Raw genomic sequence first — 23,120 nt, forward strand, 5'->3', positions numbered from 1 at the left:
TTGATTCCATCTCATAAATACAAAACTAAAGACAATTGCAAAAATTTACAATATGTACTTTGCCGAAGGCTTACTTTAAGATAGCATAAAAAAACTGTTTTTAAACATTTTAAATTTAATTGTCTAACCACTTTTGTTCTAGGTTTTTCCATTCATTTAAAACATCTGTAACCCATTTAGGTGTTTTGCCTAACCTATGTTTTAATTGAGCTTCGTATAGCGATTCAGGGAAAACTTTAGTACCCAAACTTTCTAAATATCCTACATTTTTTTCATCAAAACTAGTTTGTGAACCATGCATCCCTACAATTGTTGGGTTTACTACAGCAAACCCCCAATACATACCTTTACCAGAGAGTTTCCAAAAATTAAAGTTTTCGGTTGGTTTTCCTACTCTTTTAAAATTCCAAAGAGTTAATCCTTTAAGGTGATGAGGTTCATTTGTATGAGAACCACCATGGCTTGTCATTTTACCACCTTCAAATAAATCGACTAAATTATTTTTTGGAATATCTGCATGAGAATCCCAACCTTGTTTAGGAGTTTTTATACGCCAAATAACAGAACCAGAAGATTTGTGAGATATAGAAGGACCGTGAAATTGTCCATCATTTGTTATGTCGGTTACTAAACCTGATAAAATTCTTGAAGAATGGGAAACATTGGTTAATTTATGACCTCTATTCCCTTCTGCCATTAACATTAAAATTGAAGATGCATAACTACTGCCAAATGATACTGCACCAGTAACACTTCTAAATCTGCATCTTCTAACCCAAGAATGTGCAACTTTATTCATAGATATGATAGACCAAGCATTGTCATGAATGTAATCTTTATGATGTATAAATTTATCTTTAAAATTTGCTTTAAAGAAAATGTCTTCAACACCTACGTTTTCAAGTGGGTAATACTGTTTAGCTTCCCAATTATAAGTTGTATTTATATCATTTACTAACGGGTCTTTTAATTTAATTTTTTTACCAGAAATACTTTCTATTTCGTGGATTTCTATATAGTGTACTCCTTTTTTTATTATTTTTTCCCAATGTGGCCTTACTTCTCTTCCCTGCAAAGCTACTTTTCTTGCCCCTACATTGTATGGCATTTCTAGCTTAATAAACTTAGCATTTTTAAAAAAATATGGATTTTCAATTTCTATTACTCTGTCTCCTTCTTTGGCGTTTTTGGTAATACTAGTTTTATTTACACGTTTTCTATACGGATAAAATTTAAACATATAATTTACCCGCCATTCAGGTTCATTAGGTGTTCTTTTTAACATATGATTTTTCATATTAATAATAGTACCATCTTTACCAGCACCACTTCCTTTTAAAATAATATTTGAAAGCTTAATAACAATAGGATTTGCTCTGGTAGGGTTTACATTTACCAAAAATTCTCCTTTTGGAAAAAAAACAATTCCTCCTTTGTTTTTTTCTGCAGCTATAATTGCTTCCTGAATTGCTTTTTGATCAGAAATACTATCGTTAGGAATTGCTCCAAAATCCACAACATTAAATGTTTTTAAATGTTCGAATTTCTCAGGAATTCCTTCATTTGCCAATTTATAACCGGCATAAGAATAATCAAATAACATTGGTATTTCAGGATTATCGTTTTCACCTATATATTTCTTCCATATAGCCGCTTCTTGTGCTTTTGAATTATACACAAAACTTGCCGCTATTATAAAAGAAATTAAAAAAATAGATTTATTTTTTTTAAATGTCATTTTTATATCTTTTTATTGTTGTTTAATTGCTTTAAATACTCTTGAAAATCCGTTAACGCAATTTACTAAAATGGTTGTTGTATTGTCTTTTTCAGAATACGAGTTTTCTAAAATAAAATCTTCTTTAAATACATCCCACTTTCCTTTTAATGTAACTTTTAATTCAATAGGTGCACTATAGGATTCTAACCTCCAAGAGTTTTTCTTTTTAGGAAAATTTAAATCAGGGTTAACTACACTTAAAGTTAAGTTTTTACCATTCTCTGTTTGAATCATAATTAAAGAAGGTGCAGACACTTTTTTAATGATTTTATCATTCAGCTCTTTTCTAGCATCAAAAATAGAGTACCCTGTTGTATTAGAGTTTTTGTCAGATACGATGTGCGCAATTCTATCTGCTCTTTCAATAGTAATACTATTGTCTTTTTTTATTTTTTCACCAAAATCTTTTTGATCATCTTTATTTAAAAAAGGATAAATAACATACTGGTAAGATTCATTTGTAGGAGCAATGCCATGATCTAACCAAGCAGAAGCAAAATCTCCTTCTGTTGGTCCAGCACCTTTTTTACCTTTACCGCTGTTTACAGAGTATTTATTATGAAAAGAATGTTGATGCTCTTTTTTATAATGAACGGTATGATTTGATAAAATATGATATCCATTTCCGTATGGATCAATCAACCATTTTTCATTGTTTTCTGCTGGAATGGTAGCAGATAATGGAAATTTAGATGCTTTACCTTCTGATGTAATAATTTTATCATTTTTATTTAGAAGAGCGGTTTGAAATAAGTTTGTTTGTATAGGATATCTAGTATCTAAACTTTTAATATCTGTACCGATACAAACCATTTTATCATTAAAAGAGAAAACGGATTTCTTAGCTTTTAATCTCGCAGGAAAACCAATAGAGTTAGCTGATCCTTCTTCATTACTTCCTTTGCCTTCATTAAGTTTCATGCCAAAAACACCATTGTTGTCTAACGTAACAGCACCAGCAAATGTTTCATAAGATTTAAACATTAATAAAGGACTATCTGCCTCTAATTCTTCAAACGGTAAATAAACTACTGTAGAACCAGGATAACGATTCCAGTCCCATCCGTCTTGTTTAAAACCACTTCCTTTTTGACCTTTATTGTTTAACAATTGAATGGTTCCGTTAGATTGATATCTACCATACCTATTGTCTAAAACATAAATTTCTGAAGCCCAAACATATTTACTATATCCTTTAATTAAAGCAGCCCAATTATTTCCTCTTTGAACCGCTGTTGCAGCATACGGGAAAGTATAATATCCTTTTAAATTTTCCCTATAAATACCATTTAATTTAGTAAAAAGTGTAGTATTAAAGACATCTTTATTTCCGTATAATCTTAGATAAGCAGCAGCAACTTCTTTGTCTATTTTTTCTGTTCCAGTTGGGTTACCAGCATTTGCCATTAATAAATATTGCTCTTTTAATCTAGAAAAATCTCCAGTAAACGGGTGTCTTCCAGAAAGGCCAAAACCCCAATCGTATTTTTGACTATATATTCTGGATGCTAAAAATGCTTTTTTAAAGTTTGCGTGTCCTTTTGTTTTTACTCGAAATATTGATTTTGCCAGATAATTAATGATTCTTGGTACATTATTATAAGCACCAATTGCATAAGCAGGATAATGCCCTCCGTGATGCCAACTCGTACCATCAACTTTAAAACCCCATTCTTTATCTTGTTGTCCTAAAATAATAGACATATAGTTAGAGTATGCACTTAATAATGCCCCTTGAGTTTCTTGTTTTTCTGATAAGAAAATAATCATTAAATGGTAAAAAGCCTGAGTATTTAAATAATCTATATTTACTGCAAAGTGGCTTTCGTCTTCTAGAATTACCCCAATGTTAAATAACCAATACAAACTTTTACTTACTTCATTTAATAAACCTTCTTCATATAATGTATTTCTCATTATATAAAATCCAGCAGCTAAATCTCTAACGGCATAACCAATATGATGTCTTGTTCCGCCATTAGAACCTGCTTGCCAACCTTGATCTAAATAGTATTTTGTACAATTAACAAACATTTTACGCATAGCTTCTTTGTCTTCTCCATAAGCTCTATCGTAATAACTGGCTATTCTTTTTAGAGTTTTACTAAATTCTTTGATGTCTGTATAATTTCTTGGTCCTTGTTGTTTTTTATCAAAATAAATCTGCTGTGTAGAAAATAGTAGGGGTGGCCCTGTAATTGTTTTTCCGTTATCATTTAAATTTAATTTTGCATAATTATCTTTAATTGAATTGATGTATAGTTTGTACCTTTTTGGCATCTTTAAATAGTTGTCTATTTTATTTTCAATTTTCTTTAAAGTTAATCTTGTAGCAACAGAAATAGGTTTTGGTTTTAGTTTTTTAAAGTTTTCATAAAAACTAATTAATGGCATCCAGTGATCTTTTTCATGGGTTTGACCTTTTTTTATAAACGGAACTATTTGATCTGGGTATTGGTGTCTATCATCTTGATATTGAGAGAAAATAATATCATCAAAAAATAAAGAACCCTTTTTAGCAGTGGTTGAAACCTTAAAATAATTGTAATCTATCGCCTCTTTTTGTTTAGGAGCATTTCCTTCCATTTCATAGTATGGTACCCAAATTGTACGCCATCCAGTAAAGTTAATTGGTATGCTAAACCATACTTCTTTTTTACCATTTTTTTCAAAAGAAAAAGTTACTTTTTCGTCTTGGGCTATTTCGTTATAAATTGCCAGTTGTATTGTTGGGCTAGTTCTAAAAAAACCTCCGTAATCTAAAGGACTTTCTTCTAAGGTTAAAATTCTAAAATGATCTGTACCAAAAGAGGCAGCATCATTCCATTCCCATTTTAAAGAGTTTTTTCCAAATTGAAAATGATCTTTACTAACTGAAAGTGTACTGTTTTTTGATGTGTATTTTTTTAAAACAGTTTCTTTTTCGAAAGATTCTACTGCTGGTTTTTCTTTTTGCGCATTTACAAAGCAAACAGTTAAGATTGCTAAAAATGAAAAAAGTTTTATTTTATTTAAAAAATTCATATTATTTACTTTTATATTATATTTTTCTCTTTTGTTCTTGATTGATTACTTCAATTTTAGAGCCTTTTATTTTCCAGTTTTGAAACCAAACACTTTTATTATTTGTGCTAATTCCATTATTTTCAAAATTACTTATTAAAGCGAACCCACCTATTATTTGTTCTGCTGCAATATTCTTTTTTGAAATATGCCCTAATACTTTGTTTGTTGATTGTTTTAAAACAGAAAAATCGATAGTGTAGCTACCTTTGTGATTAGAAATTAAAACCCTTAAATCTACCCCGTTTTTTAAATCATCAATAATATTTTTACTTTTATGATTTGGACTTGGCATTCCAATAAATAATGCTCCGTTTGTACAGACCCCAACATTTATGCCTTTTTTGTAATTTATTACATTTTCTAAATTTTTATTTTGAAAACCAATATGAAATCCTGCCCAATTTTTATTTAAATTAGAAATGGTTTCGTTAAAAAAACCTAAACGAATTGTTATTTCTACATTTCCATCATAAGTTGCTAATTGCCTAGTTAATAGGTTAATTTCTCTAAATTCTTTACTAACTAAGCACTCAATTCTATCGTTTGCAATTTGCCATTCTTTAGGGAATTTAGTCCAGTATTCTAATTTTTGAAAAGTATTTGTTTTTGTATTGGTAAAATCGCTTTTATAAGTAGCATTTAAATTATTTTCTTTTTTACAGGCAGTAAAAAGAAAAGACAAACAGATAAAAATACATATTGTAGTTCTTACTGTTTGATTTTTAAAAAAAGAAAATAATTTAAATGCTCTCAAGTTCATTTTTGTATTCTTATTTTAGGTTTAAATATTTTTGTAACCAGGGATCTTTTTTCTCTTTCAAGTTTTTAAGTAATTCTGCGTGTAATCTTTTTTCTGTGATGTAATCTTTACCAATAAGATTAGTTTTTTGATAAGGATCTTTAACATTGTCGTACAAAAACTTACGTTCTACATTTTTTTTATCGATTGTAACTACATAAGTATGATTGTGAGTTCTAATACCTCTATGCCCAGAAGCTGGTTTGCCTCCTAAAATAAAATAATACAATGCAGAAGTTGGTTTATCTCCTTTATTATCTGTAATTATTGATGATAAATCTTTACCATCTAAATGGGTTGGAATCCCTTTTGTGGCATCTGCAAGATTTAACAGTGTTGGCATTATATCTGTTACACTAACTATTAAATCGCTCTTTTGATTTGCTTTAATTTTTTTTGGCCATTTTATAATGAAAGGCACATTTATGGCTTCTTCAAACCAAACGTTTTTAGACATTAACCCATGGCTTCCCATCATTTCTCCATGATCTGATGTAATAATTACAATGGTATTTTCTTCTAAACCTTCGTCTTTTAGAGATTTTAGAACTCGCCCTATTTGATCATCTACACCTGTAACCATCGCAAAGTGGTTTTTAATGTGCTTTTTTGCTAAATGTGCTTTTTTCTTTGTTGCTCCTCTATGAAAAGCTAGCTCAGGTTTATCAGCATTTAAATTTACATTCTCTCTAACCAGTAAATCTTTTGTACTTTTATTCTTATAATATTCTAAATATTTTTTTGGTACATATTGATAAGGTGGGTGAGGAGGGTTTACAGACCAAAATAAAGCAAAAGGTTTGTTTTTGTTTCTCGTTTTTTTAGATGGATTTTTAATGTAATTTATAATAACATCTGCTTCGTGTTTTGCAGACCATTCTTTTACATAAGTTAATTCATCTTCTTTAGCATCATTTACCCAATAGTGTGGGGTGTTATGCTGATCAAAAGTACCATAAGAATACCAAAAATTAAATCCGTGGCGTAATTCTTTTGGCGTATAAGCATCCCACAGAACAGTGTCTTTGCCTTTAATTGGAGGTGGAGATGTTAAATGCAGTTTGCCTACATAACCCGCATCATAACCATTTTTTACTAAAACATCAGAAATGCTTACATCCTTTTTTTGCCAAGAATTATTGTATTTGTAACGTTTAGAGTTACTATTACTCATCACAGAATTATGATAAGGTAATTTGCCCGTCATTAGCATTGCACGATAAGGGCTACATAATGGATAGTTACTAATTGCGTTAGAAATAACCATCCCTTCTTTACCCAATTTATCTAAATTAGGCGTAATTACAGGATCTTGGTTGTTAATACCAACAGCTGCATTTCTAAATTGATCAGGAAAAATAAATAGAATATTAGGTTTTTCTTTCTTAATTTCTTGAGGTACTGATTTACAAGAAATTAAAAGAAAAGTAACAAAAATATATGTTAAAACCTTTAAGTAATTCATTTTAAATTATCTTTCTTACTTGTTTGCTTGTAATTTTTTTAATCTTGATAAAGCTTCTATGTAGTAGTAGTCTGCATAAATTAATGCAACATCAATTTCATGTCCTAAAGATTTTGCACCCGTTGAATGCAATAAGAAAGCATCTGCTTTACCAACTGCAGAATACTTTTTTGAGCCTAAAGATTTTAACATTTTTACACCTGCGTTAAAGTATCTTTCTTTATCTTTTTTGTTTTCTACAAGCGTGCTTAAATCAAATAAAGCAGATGCTACAACAGCAGCAGCAGAGGCATCTTTTTCTTCTTTGGGATTGTTTTGAACATCAAAATCCCAAGCAGGAACCATATCTTCTGGGAGTAAAGACAAATATTTATCCGTAATTTTTTGTGCAAAATCTAAAAACTTTTTGTCTTTGGTTTCTTTGTATACCATAGTGTAACCATAAACGCCCCAAGCTTGTCCACGAGACCATCTGCTATCATCTGCAAAACCTTGTTTAGTGTGTCTGTTTAAAACTTTTCCGGTTATTGAGTCGTATTCTAAAACGTGCCAAGAAGTTAAATCTTTTCTAAAATGATTTTTCATAGTTGTTTCTGCATGTTTTACAGCAATATCATAAAGTTTTTTATCACCCCCATTTTTAGCTGCCCAAAACAATAACTCTAAATTTAGCATATTGTCTATAATTGTAATGTGCTGTTTCCAGCGTGGATGCATTTTATTAGACCAAGATTTTATGGTACCTACATTTGGGTTAAATCTTGATGCTAAAGATTTTGCCGAGGTTAACAAAATATCTTTGTATTCTTTTTTATTGCCTATTTGATATCCTTTTCCGTATGCAGGAAACATCATAAAACCAATATCATGATGTTCTGTAATGTTTTTAAAATCTTCAAAAACTTCGGTTCTTTTGATGGCTTCTTTTTTCCATTTGTCATTTCCTGTTACATCGTAAGCATACCATAAAACACCAGGATAAAAACCAGAAGTCCATACTAATTTATCATTGGGTACTTGTTTCCATTCAGTTTCATTTGTTTCAATTAATCTTGGGTGTTTGGTTAAATCTGTTATTTTAGGTACAGAAATTTCTAATTGGTTTTCACAATCTTTAATAAGAGCATTAATATTGAAATCATCAGAAACAGTAGTAACAGTTTTTACTGCTGCTATTTTCTCTTTTTTAGCTGAGTTTTTGCAGCCCACGAAAGCGAATATCAATACGATAGAAAAAAAATAAACACTTAAAGATAATAGTGTTTCAAATTTTTTAGACTGATTTGAATATTGTAATTTCATTTAATTGTATTTATTATTTTAATTAGTGTTTATGTTTTAGTGTGTAATCTTATTTAACACCAAACAAAGATGCTACTATAAATTATAAAATTAGTGGGTATACTTGTTCATTAAAGAGGTTATTATTGTTCAAACTATGACTTTTTAGTGTGAACAATAAAAAAACCTCAACCAAAAATAATTTTGATTGAGGTTTATTAAAAAAATGGGTTTTTTAATATCTATTTTAAAACAATTTTCTTAGCTAAAACTCCTCCAGCTACAGATTCTAATTTTAAAATATACAAACCTCTTGCGTAGCTAGAAACATCAATACTTTTAGTTTCTTTAGCACGATAAACTTCTTTACCTAATAAATTGTATAGAGAAACACTTTTAATAGCAATATCTGTATTTAACTTTTTAATATTTAAAGTTTCACTTACAGGATTAGGGTAAGTTGAAATCCCTTCTGTTAAAATATTATCTTCTATACCTAAAACTGCAGCAGATATTGTAATTGCTGCATTGTTTATTTTTAAAACATCAATTTTAAATGATCTATAATGTTCAAATTTATCAACTCTTAAGAATCTAATAGCCAACACATCGCCAGCATCACTAGCAACTGCGTCATAAGTTACAGAGCCAGATTTTACGTCATGTCCATTTTTTTGAACAGTTATTTTCGGAGAAGTTACTAATACTTTATTGTCTGTAACATTGTATAATTCCATCACAAAATTACAATAAGAACCTGAAAGACTGTAAGCAACAATTTCAGCTTTATATCTTTTTCCGGCTGCCATTGCTTCAGTTAAAGTGTATTTACCTCCTTGTACGGTTTCTACAGGATCTACATTTGCTCCTTTAACTTCTACTGCTCCATCGTTTACACCGTCACCATTATCAGCGTCATCTGTAAAATAATTTAAACTAGTAGTACCTATAACACCCCAACTTCCTGCAGCAGATACGGTTGGTAAAACTTCAGTTACAAACGTACCATTTAAAGCTAGATTGTCAATTTTAAAATCTCTTGCAGCATCTAAATTCTGTCTTAGGTATCTTATTTCAAGTACATCGCCAGCATCTGACGCTGTAGCGGTGTAATTTAAGTTAATTAAAGTAGCACCAGAATCTGTGTCTTTTAAAACAAATGTTGGGGAAGCTGCAAGCTCAGTATCATCTGTTTTATTGTATAATTTTACAATAAAATTAACAAAAGAATTTTTAGTGTTGTAAGCGTAAGTAGCCGTATTATAGGCAGTACCACTTACCATTGTGCCATTAAAAGTAAATTTAGCTCCTAATGGACCAGTATCATCTTGACCATCAAAAAGTAAAGCTCCATCAGCGACTCCATCACCATTATCTGCGTCGTCGTTAACAGTAGAAATTGTTGTATTCCCCATAGGGTACCATAGACCATTGGGTTGTACTTGAGCTGAAATAGAGAGCGCAGTAAAGGTTAAAAAAAGGAATAATAAAGTAGTTTTTTTCATCATAAAATATTTTTAAGAGATTAATATGTTTTTTAATATAGAGTAAAAGTAATGAAATTTACAGAAATAAAAGTGGGGGAAATTGTTCAAAATAGAGGGTTAATCTTTAATAATGTTTTTCACAAAAAAAACCAACATAAAATATGCTGGTTTTATCATTTTGAATTAGAATTTGGTATTAATCTTTTACGGTAATAGTATATTCTTTTAATTTTGTTTCTTTACCATAAACTGTTTGGTTCTTTCCTACAAAAGAGATTGTATAGGTTCCTGCTTTGGTATAAGTATGAGAAAATGTTTTTAATTTTTCTGAATAGGTTTTTAAAGGCTCTCCTCTATCTGGTGAAACTGTACCAGATAAATCTATAGGTTTGCTAATTAACCAATCATCATTGGTGTACTCTGCTTGGTCAGCTATCATTCTGTAAAATTTATCAAAACTTCTTTTATTCCAGTTATCTCTTTCTGCAGATTTGGTAGGGTGAGTTCCTTCAACATTTACTGGAAACCAACCTGGGGTTGTTAAATCTGTTATTTTCGAAGAAAAAGAATTACTTCCATCGGTAACTAATAAGTTAATATCAAAACTATATAATCGAAAAACTCCTTGCCTATTACCCTCAGATTTTTTTCCCTCAGCATAAATTCTTACCGCAAAAAACACAGGTTTATCACCTGCAATATCTGTAATATCTATTAAGCCAGAATTTGTTGGTGTATGTGTTCTATTAGTTGCGAATGTACATCTATCAGAAATATTTTTCCAAGTAGCCGCTTTAACATCCGCTATTTTACCTGACCCTGTATAATCTGTAGAAACTAATAAGCTCCAAGCGTTGTCGGATTTACTTGTTCCGTCCATATAATGTCTAGAAGTTTCAAATGTTAAAGAAAAGCTTCCTTCTGCTTTTGTTCGGTCTTTGTTTTTATATTCTTTTCCAAATTCACCAGAAAAAAAACTTAAAAAATCAGGAGCATTATCAATAGTAAATTCAATAGGTTCTCCAACTTTAGCTGTTGAATTAAATGTAACACTAAAGTCTGGCTTTTCAACCTCTACTGTATGTTCGCAACCTTGAAATATTAAAATTCCAAAAATTAAACTGGTTGCTAAATAAATTGATTTTTTCATTTTATGAATGATTTAAATTAAATAGGTTTACCAACCTTTGGTTTGTTTTAAATTAGTATTGATACCTAATTCTTGTTCAGGAATAGGTAAAATATGATGCCTAGTGGGATCGAAGTTTCTGTACCCTAAAAAGTAAGTAGAAGTAAGGCTAAAATAGTTTTTTCTTATATTTCTTACAGCAGGTTCATCACCACTTTCTGGTATTCCGTCAGGTCCTAAATTAGGTTCTCCATAAGATGTCCAATCTTCATTTACAAAAGAGTTTCTTGCGTAACCCTCCATTTCTGCAATGACTTGTTTTACTTTGGCTTCTAAAAGTCCCCATCTTACCAAATCAAATTTTCTATGCCCTTCAAAACAAAGTTCTAATAAACGTTCTTCTTGAATTAGATGATCAGAGATGGTAGTTAAAGGTGTAGCTTTAGCTCTTTTTCTAACTTTATTTAATGCATCTAGCGCCAAACTAGAACCAGGGTTTAATTTATTTTCTGCTTCTGCATACATTAATAAAACATCAGAATATCTTAATATTGGCCAGTGGTGTGTACCAAAACTAGAATTTTTAATGTCACCACCTTTTTCTAAAAATCTTCTGTATTTTGAAGCTGCATACCCATGTTGAGAAGTGTTTGTAGAAAATTTGCAATTATTATTATTGTTAATCTTGTAAGGAGAAGTATTCCAAAGTCCTCTTTCATCTGTTGGGTCTGATCTATATTTTAAGACCAAACTTGTGGTTGCATTGGTAATAGCATAACCTCTACCACATTTATTGTCTCCAACAGCCATTCCGAATTCTGAACCCAATTTAGAGGCGTATACAATATTTACTGCATTGGTAAAGCCAAGTTGAAATAACATTTCTTTTTTCTCATATTTACCTGCTGCTAATTTATCAAAGACATCTTGATAGCTTGGATTTAAACCATAAAACGGATTGTCCATTATTTTTTTACTCCAATCTCTAGATTTTTTATAAGCTCCTGCCTCATTAATAGGTTTACTTGCCATATATAAATAGGCTCTAGCTATTAAGCCTTGTGCAGCTCCTTTACTTGCTCTACCAGGTATTGCTTCTGCTGCGGTTGGTAAGTCTTTTTCTGCAGCTTCTAAATCTTTTATAATTTGTTTATAAACATCTACACCTGGTGTTCTTGGTAATAATTCTTTAATTGTTTCTTCTAAAGGCATTGGTATTCCTTCTTCACCACCAAATAATTTTTGTATTTCAAAATATATTAAAGCTCTTACAAAACGTGCTTCAGCAATATATACTTTTTTTACGCTTTCTTCTAAAGGGGACTTTTTCAGCTTGGTTAACATTATGTTTGCTGCATAAATACCTTCATAAAAGGTAGTCCAATATACTCTTATTTGACTACCAACTGGAGAATAATTATTAGTTCTAAGAGTTCCGTTTGTCCAATTTCTATTAAATAGACCTTCGTCTGTATTGTTTGTTGGATATTGTGCGTTTATTATTGCATTTCTATATGCACTAACAATACGGCTATATGCACCAGATAATCCTGCTAAAGCACCAGCTTCAGTTTGATAAAGTGTTTCTGAGTTAATACTGTTTTGTGGTGTTATTTCTAACTCTTTTTCGCAACTTAGAAAAACCATAGCTGCAATTATTGTAAATAAAACTATTTTTATTTTCATGATTGTTTTTTTAAAATGTTAAGTTTAAACCAAAACTAATTATTCTATGTTTTGGATACGCAGAATAATCGATACCTGGTGTTATAAGAGATCTAGACACCGAAACTTCTGGGTCTAAACCAGAATAATTTGTCCAAGTTACAAGGTTTTGACCTGAAATATTAAGATATAAACTATTTAAGTTTAACTTTTCTACAACTTCTTTAGAAAAAGTATATCTCAAATTAACGGTTTTTAGTCTTAAAAAAGAACCGTCTTCAATTATATTAGTTGAAATATCATCAAGCCCTTCTCCACCAGCTCTATGTAGAGTTGCATTTTGATTTGTAGGTGTCCATCTATTAAGTGTAGTTGCTAATTGGTTATTTCCAGAATTTGTCATTCTTTCTAAAACTAACCTGTTGGCATTTAACACATCATTACCATAAGACCATTGTAAAAATGCACTCAATTCAAAGTTTTTATAAGAAAATGTATTGCTCAAACCTCCAAAGTGTGTTGGTAAAGCATTACCGATAATTGTTTTATCAGCTTCAGTAATTTGTCCATCTCCATTTACATCAACATATTTTTGGTCTCCAGGTTGATGGTTTTGCAGATATCTCGGTTGTGTTGAATCTAATGTAAATGAAGATGCGTTAGGATCATAGTTTTTAAAATCTTTAATTTGATACAAACCATCTGTGATATACCCGTACATATTACCTAATGGTTTTCCTTCTTCAACTAAGAATTGATTTGTGCTAAAAGGCCAGTAATAATTAGGTTTTCCAAAAATAGGTTTCTGTTCTGGTAAAGAAACTATGGTATTTTGGTTAAATGAAATATTAAAATCTGTTGTCCATTTAAAATCTTCTGTAGCTATATTTACAGTATTTAAACTAAACTCTAGACCTCTATTTCTTACATGACCAGAGTTCACCCAAATTTTTGAAAACCCTTGCGAAGGAGCGGTATCTGAGTATAATAACAAATCTTTAGTGTCTTTTTGATAGGCTTCTGTACTTAAAGAAATTCTTCCCTTAAATAAACCAATATCTGCACCAAAATTAATTTGATCTGTAGTTTCCCAGAATAAGTTTGGATTTGCACCTATACTTGATGGTCTTTGTCCTGGACTTGATCGGTCATCAAATGTATAATTAGCAGCACTGTCAGTTAAAAGATCAAACCTTGCATTACCAGGTATTCTATCATTTCCTGTTTTACCATAACCTGCTTTAAATTTTAATTGTGAAAATATATCCAATTTTTTAATAAAGGCTTCTTTGTGTGCATTCCAAGATACAGCAAAAGATGGAAAGTACCCTGCTCTATGTTTTTTTGCAAATTTTGATGAAGCATCTCTTCTTATTGAAGCGGTTAATAAATATTTACCCGCATAATTATAATTTACCCTACTTAGTAGAGAGAAAATGTAAGCGTTTTCATTATAATTTAGGTCGCCAGCACTACTTAAAGTACCATAACTAAGAGAGTTAATACCAAGATGTTCTACAAATTTGGGTATTTGGATAGAAGTATACCTAGTTCTAGATGTTTCTCTACTATTTATTGTTGCACCAAGCAAAGCATTAAAAGAGTGTTTATTAATTCTTTTTTTATAGTGTAATGTATTTACTGCAGAAAAATTAGACCATCTTGTATAATCCATTCCACCATTAATACCATTAATAGGGTTTACTAACCTACCGTAAACTGTTTTACTGTTGCTAAACCCAGCATTTTGTCTAAAAGACTTATTAAAACTTACTCTAGAATCTATATAAAAATTAGAATTAAATTTATATTTTGCTCTTAAGTTTGCAATAAATCTGTCATCTACTCTTTTTCTATATTCATTTTTTAAAGATACTAATGGATGCCAAATAGATATGTTTTGTAAATCGAACTCATCACTTACATTATTTAAAGGATCAAAACCATCTTTATATTTTATAAATTTATTAGCTACATTGTTATAGGTAATAAGATTTCTTAGAAAAGAATAAGAAGAAGTTCCTTTTGTATTTAATCCTTCTTGAGTTGAGTTGGAGTAAAGCACATCTACAGTTGTATCTAGTTTATCATTAATTTTATGATTTAATGTTATACGTCCATTTAATCTATTATACTCAGAGTTTAATAAAGAACCTTGGTCATCTAAATAGTTTATAGAAGCGTTAAATCTAGTTTTATCTGTACCACTAGAAATATTTAGTTTGTGAGTTCTTGACTCTGCTGTTCTATATGCTTCTTCTTGCCAGTTTCTACCTTTTACACCTTTATAATCTTCTGCATTACCGACCTGAACATATCTGTTAAGAGTTTCATCAAAAACTGAATAATATCTACTGGTTGTTGCTGAAAGATTTATTTCTTCTGATAGCTTTAAAAAATCATAAGGTTCTAAAACATCTAACATTTTAGTCACGTTTTTTAAATCTAATCTTGTTTGATAGGTAATTTTTGTTTTTCCTACTTTGGCTCTTTTGGTAGTAATAATAATAACCCCGTTTGCCCCTCTAACCCCATAAATTGCGGTAGCAGAAGCATCTTTTAGAACGCTCATCTTTTCTATATCTGATGGATCTATAATATCAGGAGAAAAACTTTCCATAATAAAACCATCTACGACATACAAAGGAGAATTATCACCATTTATAGTATTACCACCTCTAATGGTAATAGAAGCTGAGCTTCCTGGTTCTCCACTATTAACATTAACCTGCACACCAGCAACTCTACCCCCTAATGCTTGGTCAAAATTTGCAACGGGGGCTTCTTGTAGTTTATCCATTTTAACGGTTGCAACAGAACCAGTTAAATCTTTTTTCTGAACAGAACCATAACCAATTACTACAATTTCTTCTAGACTTTCGATATCTGGATCTAGTTTTAAATTGAGTACATTTCCTTTGCCTACAATTTTTGTTACTGTTTTGTAACCAATGTAACTAAAAGATAACTTGGTTCCTACTTTAGCTTTAATAGCATATTTACCATCAAAATCTGTGGTAACTCCATTAACGGTTCCAACTTCTAGAATTGAAACTCCAGGTAAAGGAGTGTTAACTTCGTCGGTAACAACACCTGTAACTGTTTTTACCTGACCAAATGTATTAATTGCACTTATTAGTGCAATTAATAAAAATAAAAAGCGAGAGATTTTACTCGTTTTTGATTTAATTAAAGATATTCTAATATGATTTTTCATCACTATTATTTTGGTTTATTTAAATTATAGTGTAAAGTTAAGAAGATGTTAAAGAAATTTAGGGGGTGCTTTTGCTCTTTATTAGGGGTTATGAGTTCTAGTTTTTAGCAACTAGTTAGTGTTGAGTAGCATACAAATTTCATATATAAAAAAGAAAACAGAATTAACTATTCATTATTTTCTTTAGAATTCTTTTTTGAATTCTTTTGACGGTACTGTGATGGAAGTTCATCAAAAAGTTTTTGAAATGATTTTCTAAAGTGTTTTAAATCATTAAACCCAAGATCAAATGCGATTTCTGAAATTGTTAAATTGGTTTGAGATATTAATTGTGCGGCTCTTTTTAATTTAATAGTTCTAATAAATTCTGTGATTGATTGCCCTGTTAAAGCTTTTAATTTTCTATATAATGCAGAACGACTCATCCCTATTTCTGAAATAAAAACATTAATAGAAAATTCGGTATTATTAATGTTTTCTTCTATTAAAGAAATACTCTTTTTTAAGAAAACTTCATCTGCAGAGGTAATTTCTAACTCTTTCGGTTTTAAAATAATATCTTTTTTAAATTTTCTTATAAGGTTTTGCCTAGTGTTTAAAAGATTGGTTACTCTTTGTTCTAAAACACTTGCCACAAAAGGTTTGGTTACATAAGCATCTGCTCCTGTTTTATAGCCTTCTTTTTTAGATTCTTCTGATGTTTTTGCTGTTAATAATAATACAGGAATATGACTGGTAATAACATCTGTTTTAATTTTTTTACAAAGTTCTATACCATTCATTATAGGCATCATAACATCACTAATAATTAAATCTAGACTGTTATTTTTTGCTATTGCCAAAGCTTCTTTTCCGTTTTCTGCTTCTAGAATATTATGTTTTTCTTCAAAAATTTGTTTGATAAAAGCTCTAACTTCTGAGTTATCTTCTACCAACAAAAGCGTTGGCAATTCTGAATTTATTTCTACTTTTTTTGATGGGAGGTTTTGTGTTTTTTCTTTTAATGAATCTACTGTAGTTCCTTCAAAAACACTAATACTTTCTATTTCATTTGGCTCAATTATTAGTTGTTCTTTAGTTAAATGGTTATTTCCAAAAGGTAATAAAACAACAAAAGTAGTGCCTTCTTTTTCTTTACTTTCTACCTTAATTTTTCCGCTGTGAAGTTCTATTACGCTTTTTGCTAATGCTAAACCAATACCAGTACCAGAGCGATTATTTTCATCTCGTTCTATTTGATAAAAACGATCGAAAACATATTTTAAATTCTTTTTAGGAATTCCTTTTCCATTATCTTTTATTTCTATTTTAACAAACCTAGTTTTATTTTTTTTAGTTGTCGCTATTTTTATCTTAATTTTACCATTATTAGATGTAAATTTAAACGCGTTAGATAATAAGTTAAAAATTACTTTTTTTAGGTTTACAACATCAAACCAAATATCTAAAGTGTCTTCTGTAGATTTGAATTTGTATTCTATTTCTCTAAAATTTGCTAATTCATCAAAAGATTTTTTTATGTTTTCTACAAATAATACAATATTGTTTTTAGAAGCTTTTAGCTTTAATTTACCAGATTCACTTTTTCTAAAATCTAATAATTGATTAATAAGTTGCAACAAAACACTAGCATTTCTATACATTGTTTGATGTTGTTTTTGTATAAAATGGTTGCCTTCTTTATTTTTTATCATCCTTTCTAAAGGACCAATAATTAAAGTTAAAGGTGTTCTAAAATCATGCGAAATATTGGTGAATAATTTTAGTTTTAATCTGTTTATTTCTTCTAATTTTTCTTTTTCTAAACGTTCTTGTTTTAATTGGTTTTTTTCATAAATTCTTATTAAACTGTATTTTCTTATTAAGAATAACAGTGCTAATGAAAGTATGGAATAAATAAGATATGCCCACCAGGTTTTCCAGAAAGGAGGAAGAATTTTAACTTTTATAGATTGCCCTTTTTCGTTCCATAAACCATCATTGTTAGAAGCTTTTACTTTAAACAGATAATTGCCAGAATCTAAATTTGTGTAAGTTGCCGATTTTTTATTTCCTACATAATTCCAATCTTTATCAAAACCCTCTAATTTATATGCATATTTATTTTTGCTAGATTGCGAGTAGCTTAAGGCAATAAAGTTAAAACTAAACACATTTTGGTTGTGTGTAAGTTCTATATTTTTAGTGATATCTGTGCCCGATAAATAAGGTTTATTGTTTACCGAAATTGAAGTGATGTAAACTGGAGGGATGAATGTATTTTCGGTGATTTTATTTGGATCAAAAAATACAATTCCGTTGGCACTACCAAACATTAATTCTTTGTTTTTTAACTTTAATTTAGCGCCATAATTAAATTCGTTTTCAACAAGTCCATCAGAAACGTCAAAGTTTTTAAATTGATGCGTTTCTAAGCTTAACCTACTTAGACCTTTATTGGTACTGAACCAGATATTGTTATAATCGTCTGGTAAAATGGTGTAAATTACTTCGTTAGGTAAGCCCTCAGAAGTTCCGTATTTTGTACTTTTTTTTGTAGTGGTGTTATAATAAAACAAACCATTTCCTTCTGTACCAATCCAATAATTATTTTGGTTATCTTCATAAACGCAAAGCGTTACAGCCGCTATATTATCATCTTTTAATTCATATCTTACAGGAGTTATTTTTTTTGTATTTATATTAATAGTTGCTAAACCTTTGTTGCCAGATATAAGTAAAACGTCTTTTTTATGAGTTTTAGCAATATCGTAAACCATTGTTCCTATAGTTGTTGATATGTTTGAAATTCTAATAAAATTATTTTGGATTGGATTGTATATATTTAATCCACCACCAGAAGTACCCACCCAAATATTTTTTTTATGATCTTCAAATAAGGTAATAATCCTATTATTACTTAGGCTGGCATTGTTTTTAAATTCATTTTTATATTTTTTAAAAACAAAAGGTTTTTTCTTAGGGTTTAAAAAGTTAAGACCACCATCGTGAGTTCCTATCCAAAAATTACCTTCTTTAGTTCTAAGAATACATTTTATATTGTTGGTACTTATGCTGTTGGGGTTGTTTTTGTTATGTGAGTAGTAAGTGAATTTACCCGTTTTTTTATCCAACAAATTAATACCTCCACCTTCTGTGCCTATCCATAAATTACCTAAAGGATCTTCTATTATAGAGCTAACTACTTTATAATTTAATTTGTAATTGTTTGCACCTGCATAATAATTTTTAAAGATATCTAAACTTCTATCGTAGAAATTAACTCCACCTACATAAGTACCAACCCAAACATCACCTTTTGTGTCTCCAATAATACTGTATATTGAATTTTGACTTAAACTATTTAAATTGTTTTCGTCATGAAAATAGTAAGATATGCTAGTTCTTTTATTGTTTATAATGTATAGACCGTTATAAGTGCCTACCCAGAGGTTGCCATAAATATCTTCATAAATTGTTCTAACTTCATCTGATATTTGACTAATTTTAGTTGAGTTGATTTTATAATCTTTAAAAGTATTCGTTTCTTTATTATAGATGGCTAAACCGTTTCTATATCCTAACCAAGTTGTGTTGTTTTGGTCTTTATAAATAACCGAGACAAAGTTTTTGTTAGCTTCTTCTTTTTTAGTTTTTGGGTAGGGTATTTCTGTTACTTTATCATTATAAATGGTAATGTTTTCTTTGTTACAAATCCATAAATTGTTATTGTTGTCCTTATATAAAGAAAGAATTTCTTTTTTTAAATTACTATTACCAATATTTATATGATTGCTTTTACCTGTAAGCGTATTAAATTTTTCTAAACCTAAACTTGTACCCACCCAAATATAGTTTTCTTCTGCTTGTGCTATGCTCGAAATTTCATTGTTAATTAGGCTACTTTCTTTTTTATTATGCTTAAATCTTTTAAAGCTATCTTTTGTAGGTAAATATTTATTTAATCCGTTAAGAGTTCCTATCCAAATATTTCCGTTTTTATCTTCAAACAAAGATTTAATATAACTGTTACTAATGGTGGTTTTGTTTTTATGATCATATCTATAGGTTTTAAAGGTATGACCATCGTATTTGTTTAATCCATCTCTAGTACCAAACCACATAAAACCTTTTGTATCTTGAAGAATACAAATTACAGAACTTTGAGATAAGCCTTCTGCTAATGAAAATTGCTTAAATTTTAGTAACTGATTTGAGCTAGAAATATCTTGAGCAAACGTGTTATAAAAAACAATAAAAAAAGAGAAAAAAAACAATAATTTTTTAAGCTTCATCTTAACCTTTAGTCTATTAATTTATAAAGAATTTAAATTTAATAATTTTTTGCAACTCTCAAAGAAGATTTGCGTTCTATTAAGTCAGTTTTAACAATAATAGTTTCATTTACCTGCTTCTTGTTTTTATTAGAAATGTTTTCTAAAAGCAAATTAGTTGCGGTTATTCCAATTTCTAAACCAGGTTGATTAATAGTGGTTAATGCCGGCTCTATAACAGACGAAATAGATTCATTACTAAAACCTACAATAGCAATATCTTTGGGTATTTTTACACCTAAATCTTTTAAGTATTTAATAGCTCCAATTGCAATTACATCGTTAGCACAAAATAAACCATCTACTTTGTAAGGTAATGCTAACAGTTTTTTTACGTTTTCTGTTGCATCCTTTTCCATTAAACTAGAAGATATTACCAATTCTTCTCTAAAAGGGATATTGTAGTTTTTTAAAGCAGCTTTATACCCTTTAAGTCTGTTTTTATAAATTTCTAAACTCTGGGGTCCAGAAAAGTGTGCAATTTTTTTACTGTTTTTATGTATTAAATGCTCAACAGCTTTATAAGCCGCATCAAAATCATTTATAATAACATTGCTGTTATCTTTAATATTACAATATCTATCAAAAAAAACATACGGAATATTTCTTTGCTTTAAACCTTTTAAATGGTTGTAATTTTTTGTTTCCATAGAAATGGAAATTAAAACACCATCAACTCTATTTGCTAATAACGTATTAATAATACTTTGTTCTCTTTCTAAACTTTCTAAAGATTGACAAATAATAACATTATAACCTGCTTTAAATGCAGTTTCTTCTATACCAGCAATAGCAGAAGAGAAAAAATGACGAGATATTCTTGGTACAATTACTCCTAAAGTATAGGTTTTACTTTTGCGTAAATTTGATGCTAAATAATTTCTTTGATAACCTAATTCATTCGCTTTTTCAAAAATTTTATTCTTTGTTTTTTTAGCAACTCTTGGGCTATTATTTAATGCTCTTGAAACTGTAGAGCTATCAATACCTAAAATTTGCGCAATATCATGTATAGTAACTTCACTATTATCCATCCTTTAAAAAAACCTCTTTTTTAGTTCTTGTTTTTTAAGTGAATTTAAACATAAAATTCACTTTATATAGAACAAAGATAAAAAATATTAAAATACAATCGATTGTATTTTAATATTTTTTATTACTTTTGCCACAGAATGTTTTGTAGAACATTATTTTAAAAATACAAAATTATAATTATGAAAACAAACTATAGCACAAGATTTGCGGTATCGCCAAAAGATGTAAAAAATTACGACACAACAAGAATTAGAGAAGAATTTTTGATAGATAATTTAATGGTTCCTAACGTTATAAACCTAGTTTATACGCATTATGACAGATTTATAGCTGGTAGTGCAGTACCCACAGAATCTCCATTAAAATTAGAAACTATAGATGCTTTAAAGTCTGAAAACTTTTTAGATAGAAGAGAGTTAGGAATTATTAATGTTGGAGAAAAAGGAGCTGTAACTGTAGATGGAACAACGTATGTTTTAGAGCATAAAGAAGCACTATATGTTGGTCAAGGAAATAAAGATGTAACATTTTCTAGTGAATCTGCAGAAAATCCAGCTTTATTTTATTTAAACTCTACTCCAGCTCACAAAGCTTTTCCAACTAAAAAAATTGGTAAAGATGATGTTGAAACTATTGAGTTAGGTGCAGCAGAAACTGCAAATGCAAGAACATTAAGAAAATACATTGTAAACAGTGTAGTAGAGGTTTGTCAATTACAAATGGGAATGACTACCATAAAATCTGGAAGTTCTTGGAATACAATGCCAGCGCATGTGCATGACAGAAGAATGGAGGTTTATTTCTATTTCGAAGTTCCATCAGATCAAGCTGTTTGCCATTTTATGGGAGAACCAACAGAAACAAGACACATTTGGATGGGAAATAACGAAGCCGTAATTTCTCCACCTTGGTCAATTCACTCAGGTTCTGGTACAAGTAGTTATTCTTTTATTTGGGGAATGGCTGGAGAAAATTTAGATTATGGTGATATGGATCACTGCAAAATTAACGAATTAAGATAATCAATAAAAACAGAAAATATGTCAATTAACTTATTTGATTTAACAGGAAAAGTAGCTTTAGTAACAGGAGCAGTTCACGGATTAGGAATGGCTATGGCCAAAGGTTTAGGAAACGCTGGAGCAACAATTGTGGTAAATAATTTTTCTAAAGAAGCATTAGATGAAGCTGTTGCAGAATACAAAGCTTGTGGTTTAAATGCCTATGGTTATGTATTTGATGTAACGGATGATAAAGCTGTAAAAGAATCTATCGAAAAAATAGAAAAAGAAGTTGGTGCAATAGATATTTTAGTAAACAATGCAGGTATTATTAAAAGAACTCCTATTGTAGAAATGGAAACATCAGACTTTAGACAAGTAATTGATGTGGATTTAGTTGGGCCATTTATTGTTTCTAAATACGTTGCAAAAGGTATGATAGAAAGAGGTGGAGGTAAAATTATAAACATCTGTTCTATGATGAGTGAATTAGGTAGAGATACTGTAAGTGCTTATGCTGCTGCAAAAGGTGGTTTAAAAATGCTTACCAGAAGTATGGCTACAGAATGGGCTAAATTTAACATCCAAACAAACGGAATTGGACCAGGGTATTTTGCAACAAGTCAAACAGCACCAATTAGAGTAGATGGTCATCCGTTTAACGAATTTATTATAAAAAGAACACCAGCTGCACGTTGGGGAACTCCAGAAGATTTACAAGGAGCAGCCATCTTTTTAAGTTCTAAAGCAAGTGATTTTGTAAACGGACATATAGTTTATGTAGATGGTGGTATTTTAGCAACTATTGGTAAACCTGCCAATGAAGACTAGTGAAACTTTATCAATATAAATATAATAGTTTAGAAAACCTGTCTTTTTATA

13 protein-coding genes are annotated in these 23,120 nt (G+C 29.8%); 2 read left to right on the top strand and 11 right to left on the bottom strand.

What is annotated here, in order from left to right; genetic code table 11:
• Positions 1-115 precede the first annotated feature (115 nt).
• The 11 genes from ACY2RX_RS12225 to ACY2RX_RS12275 all read right to left on the bottom strand — a co-directional run bounded on the left by ACY2RX_RS12225 (position 116) and on the right by ACY2RX_RS12275 (position 21,236).
• Positions 116-1,738, bottom strand: coding sequence for a DUF4955 domain-containing protein (locus ACY2RX_RS12225; protein WP_490104270.1), 1,623 nt, complete (start codon positions 1,736-1,738; stop codon positions 116-118).
• 12 nt (positions 1,739-1,750) lie between these two features.
• A complete protein-coding gene (locus ACY2RX_RS12230) occupies positions 1,751-4,804 on the bottom strand; it encodes a chondroitinase family polysaccharide lyase (protein ID WP_490104271.1) in 3,054 nt (1,017 codons plus the stop codon).
• A 16-nt stretch (positions 4,805-4,820) separates the two neighbouring features.
• Positions 4,821-5,606 (bottom strand): hypothetical protein, encoded by a 786-nt coding sequence (locus ACY2RX_RS12235; protein ID WP_490104272.1) that lies wholly within the window; start codon positions 5,604-5,606, stop codon positions 4,821-4,823.
• A gap of 10 nt (positions 5,607-5,616) precedes the next feature.
• Complete coding sequence (locus tag ACY2RX_RS12240) at positions 5,617-7,110, bottom strand: sulfatase family protein (protein ID WP_490104273.1); 1,494 nt, start codon at positions 7,108-7,110, stop codon at positions 5,617-5,619.
• A gap of 15 nt (positions 7,111-7,125) precedes the next feature.
• Positions 7,126-8,412: a glycoside hydrolase family 88 protein gene (locus ACY2RX_RS12245; RefSeq protein ID WP_490104274.1), complete on the bottom strand. Its 1,287-nt coding sequence runs from the start codon at positions 8,410-8,412 to the stop codon at positions 7,126-7,128.
• A gap of 221 nt (positions 8,413-8,633) precedes the next feature.
• The gene (locus ACY2RX_RS12250) at positions 8,634-9,899 is read right to left on the bottom strand and encodes a T9SS type A sorting domain-containing protein (RefSeq protein WP_490104275.1); all 1,266 of its coding nucleotides are present in this window, start codon (positions 9,897-9,899) and stop codon (positions 8,634-8,636) included.
• Between the two features lie 175 nt (positions 9,900-10,074).
• Positions 10,075-11,028, bottom strand: a complete 954-nt coding sequence (locus tag ACY2RX_RS12255) for a DUF5017 domain-containing protein (protein ID WP_490104276.1) — start codon at positions 11,026-11,028, stop codon at positions 10,075-10,077.
• A gap of 27 nt (positions 11,029-11,055) precedes the next feature.
• Positions 11,056-12,693: a RagB/SusD family nutrient uptake outer membrane protein gene (locus ACY2RX_RS12260; RefSeq protein ID WP_490104277.1), complete on the bottom strand. Its 1,638-nt coding sequence runs from the start codon at positions 12,691-12,693 to the stop codon at positions 11,056-11,058.
• 10 nt (positions 12,694-12,703) lie between these two features.
• The gene (locus ACY2RX_RS12265; RefSeq protein ID WP_490104278.1) at positions 12,704-15,889 is read right to left on the bottom strand and encodes a SusC/RagA family TonB-linked outer membrane protein; all 3,186 of its coding nucleotides are present in this window, start codon (positions 15,887-15,889) and stop codon (positions 12,704-12,706) included.
• Positions 15,890-16,056: 167 nt separating this feature from the next.
• Positions 16,057-20,163 carry a hybrid sensor histidine kinase/response regulator transcription factor gene (locus tag ACY2RX_RS12270; RefSeq protein WP_490104279.1) on the bottom strand — a complete coding sequence of 1,369 codons (4,107 nt, stop codon included), beginning with the start codon at positions 20,161-20,163 and terminating at the stop codon, positions 16,057-16,059.
• Positions 20,164-20,201: 38 nt separating this feature from the next.
• On the bottom strand, positions 20,202-21,236 hold the full coding sequence (locus ACY2RX_RS12275) for a LacI family DNA-binding transcriptional regulator (RefSeq protein ID WP_490104280.1): 1,035 nt from the start codon (positions 21,234-21,236) through the stop codon (positions 20,202-20,204).
• A gap of 180 nt (positions 21,237-21,416) precedes the next feature.
• On the opposite strand from ACY2RX_RS12275, the gene kduI reads away from it, so the two are divergent.
• Together kduI and ACY2RX_RS12285 are read left to right on the top strand one after the other, a co-directional pair.
• Entirely contained in the window at positions 21,417-22,259 is an 843-nt protein-coding gene (kduI, locus tag ACY2RX_RS12280) for a 5-dehydro-4-deoxy-D-glucuronate isomerase (RefSeq protein ID WP_490104281.1), read from the top strand.
• An 18-nt stretch (positions 22,260-22,277) separates the two neighbouring features.
• Entirely contained in the window at positions 22,278-23,069 is a 792-nt protein-coding gene (locus ACY2RX_RS12285; RefSeq protein WP_490104282.1) for a gluconate 5-dehydrogenase, read from the top strand.
• Positions 23,070-23,120: the final 51 nt, after the last annotated feature.

It is taken from the genome of Polaribacter sp. 2405UD43-2 (assembly GCF_058147125.1).

Excerpts from the sequence above, each read along its gene's own strand:
- ACY2RX_RS12225 (WP_490104270.1), bottom strand. The coding sequence starts at position 1,738 with ATGACATTTAAAAAAAATAAATCTATTTTTTTAATTTCTTTTATAATA.
- ACY2RX_RS12230 (WP_490104271.1), bottom strand. The coding sequence starts at position 4,804 with ATGAATTTTTTAAATAAAATAAAACTTTTTTCATTTTTAGCAATCTTA.
- ACY2RX_RS12235 (WP_490104272.1), bottom strand. The coding sequence starts at position 5,606 with ATGAACTTGAGAGCATTTAAATTATTTTCTTTTTTTAAAAATCAAACA.
- ACY2RX_RS12240 (WP_490104273.1), bottom strand. The coding sequence starts at position 7,110 with ATGAATTACTTAAAGGTTTTAACATATATTTTTGTTACTTTTCTTTTA.
- ACY2RX_RS12245 (WP_490104274.1), bottom strand. The coding sequence starts at position 8,412 with ATGAAATTACAATATTCAAATCAGTCTAAAAAATTTGAAACACTATTA.
- ACY2RX_RS12250 (WP_490104275.1), bottom strand. The coding sequence starts at position 9,899 with ATGATGAAAAAAACTACTTTATTATTCCTTTTTTTAACCTTTACTGCG.
- ACY2RX_RS12255 (WP_490104276.1), bottom strand. The coding sequence starts at position 11,028 with ATGAAAAAATCAATTTATTTAGCAACCAGTTTAATTTTTGGAATTTTA.
- ACY2RX_RS12260 (WP_490104277.1), bottom strand. The coding sequence starts at position 12,693 with ATGAAAATAAAAATAGTTTTATTTACAATAATTGCAGCTATGGTTTTT.
- ACY2RX_RS12265 (WP_490104278.1), bottom strand. The coding sequence starts at position 15,889 with ATGAAAAATCATATTAGAATATCTTTAATTAAATCAAAAACGAGTAAA.
- ACY2RX_RS12270 (WP_490104279.1), bottom strand. The coding sequence starts at position 20,163 with ATGAAGCTTAAAAAATTATTGTTTTTTTTCTCTTTTTTTATTGTTTTT.
- ACY2RX_RS12275 (WP_490104280.1), bottom strand. The coding sequence starts at position 21,236 with ATGGATAATAGTGAAGTTACTATACATGATATTGCGCAAATTTTAGGT.
- kduI (WP_490104281.1), top strand. The coding sequence starts at position 21,417 with ATGAAAACAAACTATAGCACAAGATTTGCGGTATCGCCAAAAGATGTA.
- ACY2RX_RS12285 (WP_490104282.1), top strand. The coding sequence starts at position 22,278 with ATGTCAATTAACTTATTTGATTTAACAGGAAAAGTAGCTTTAGTAACA.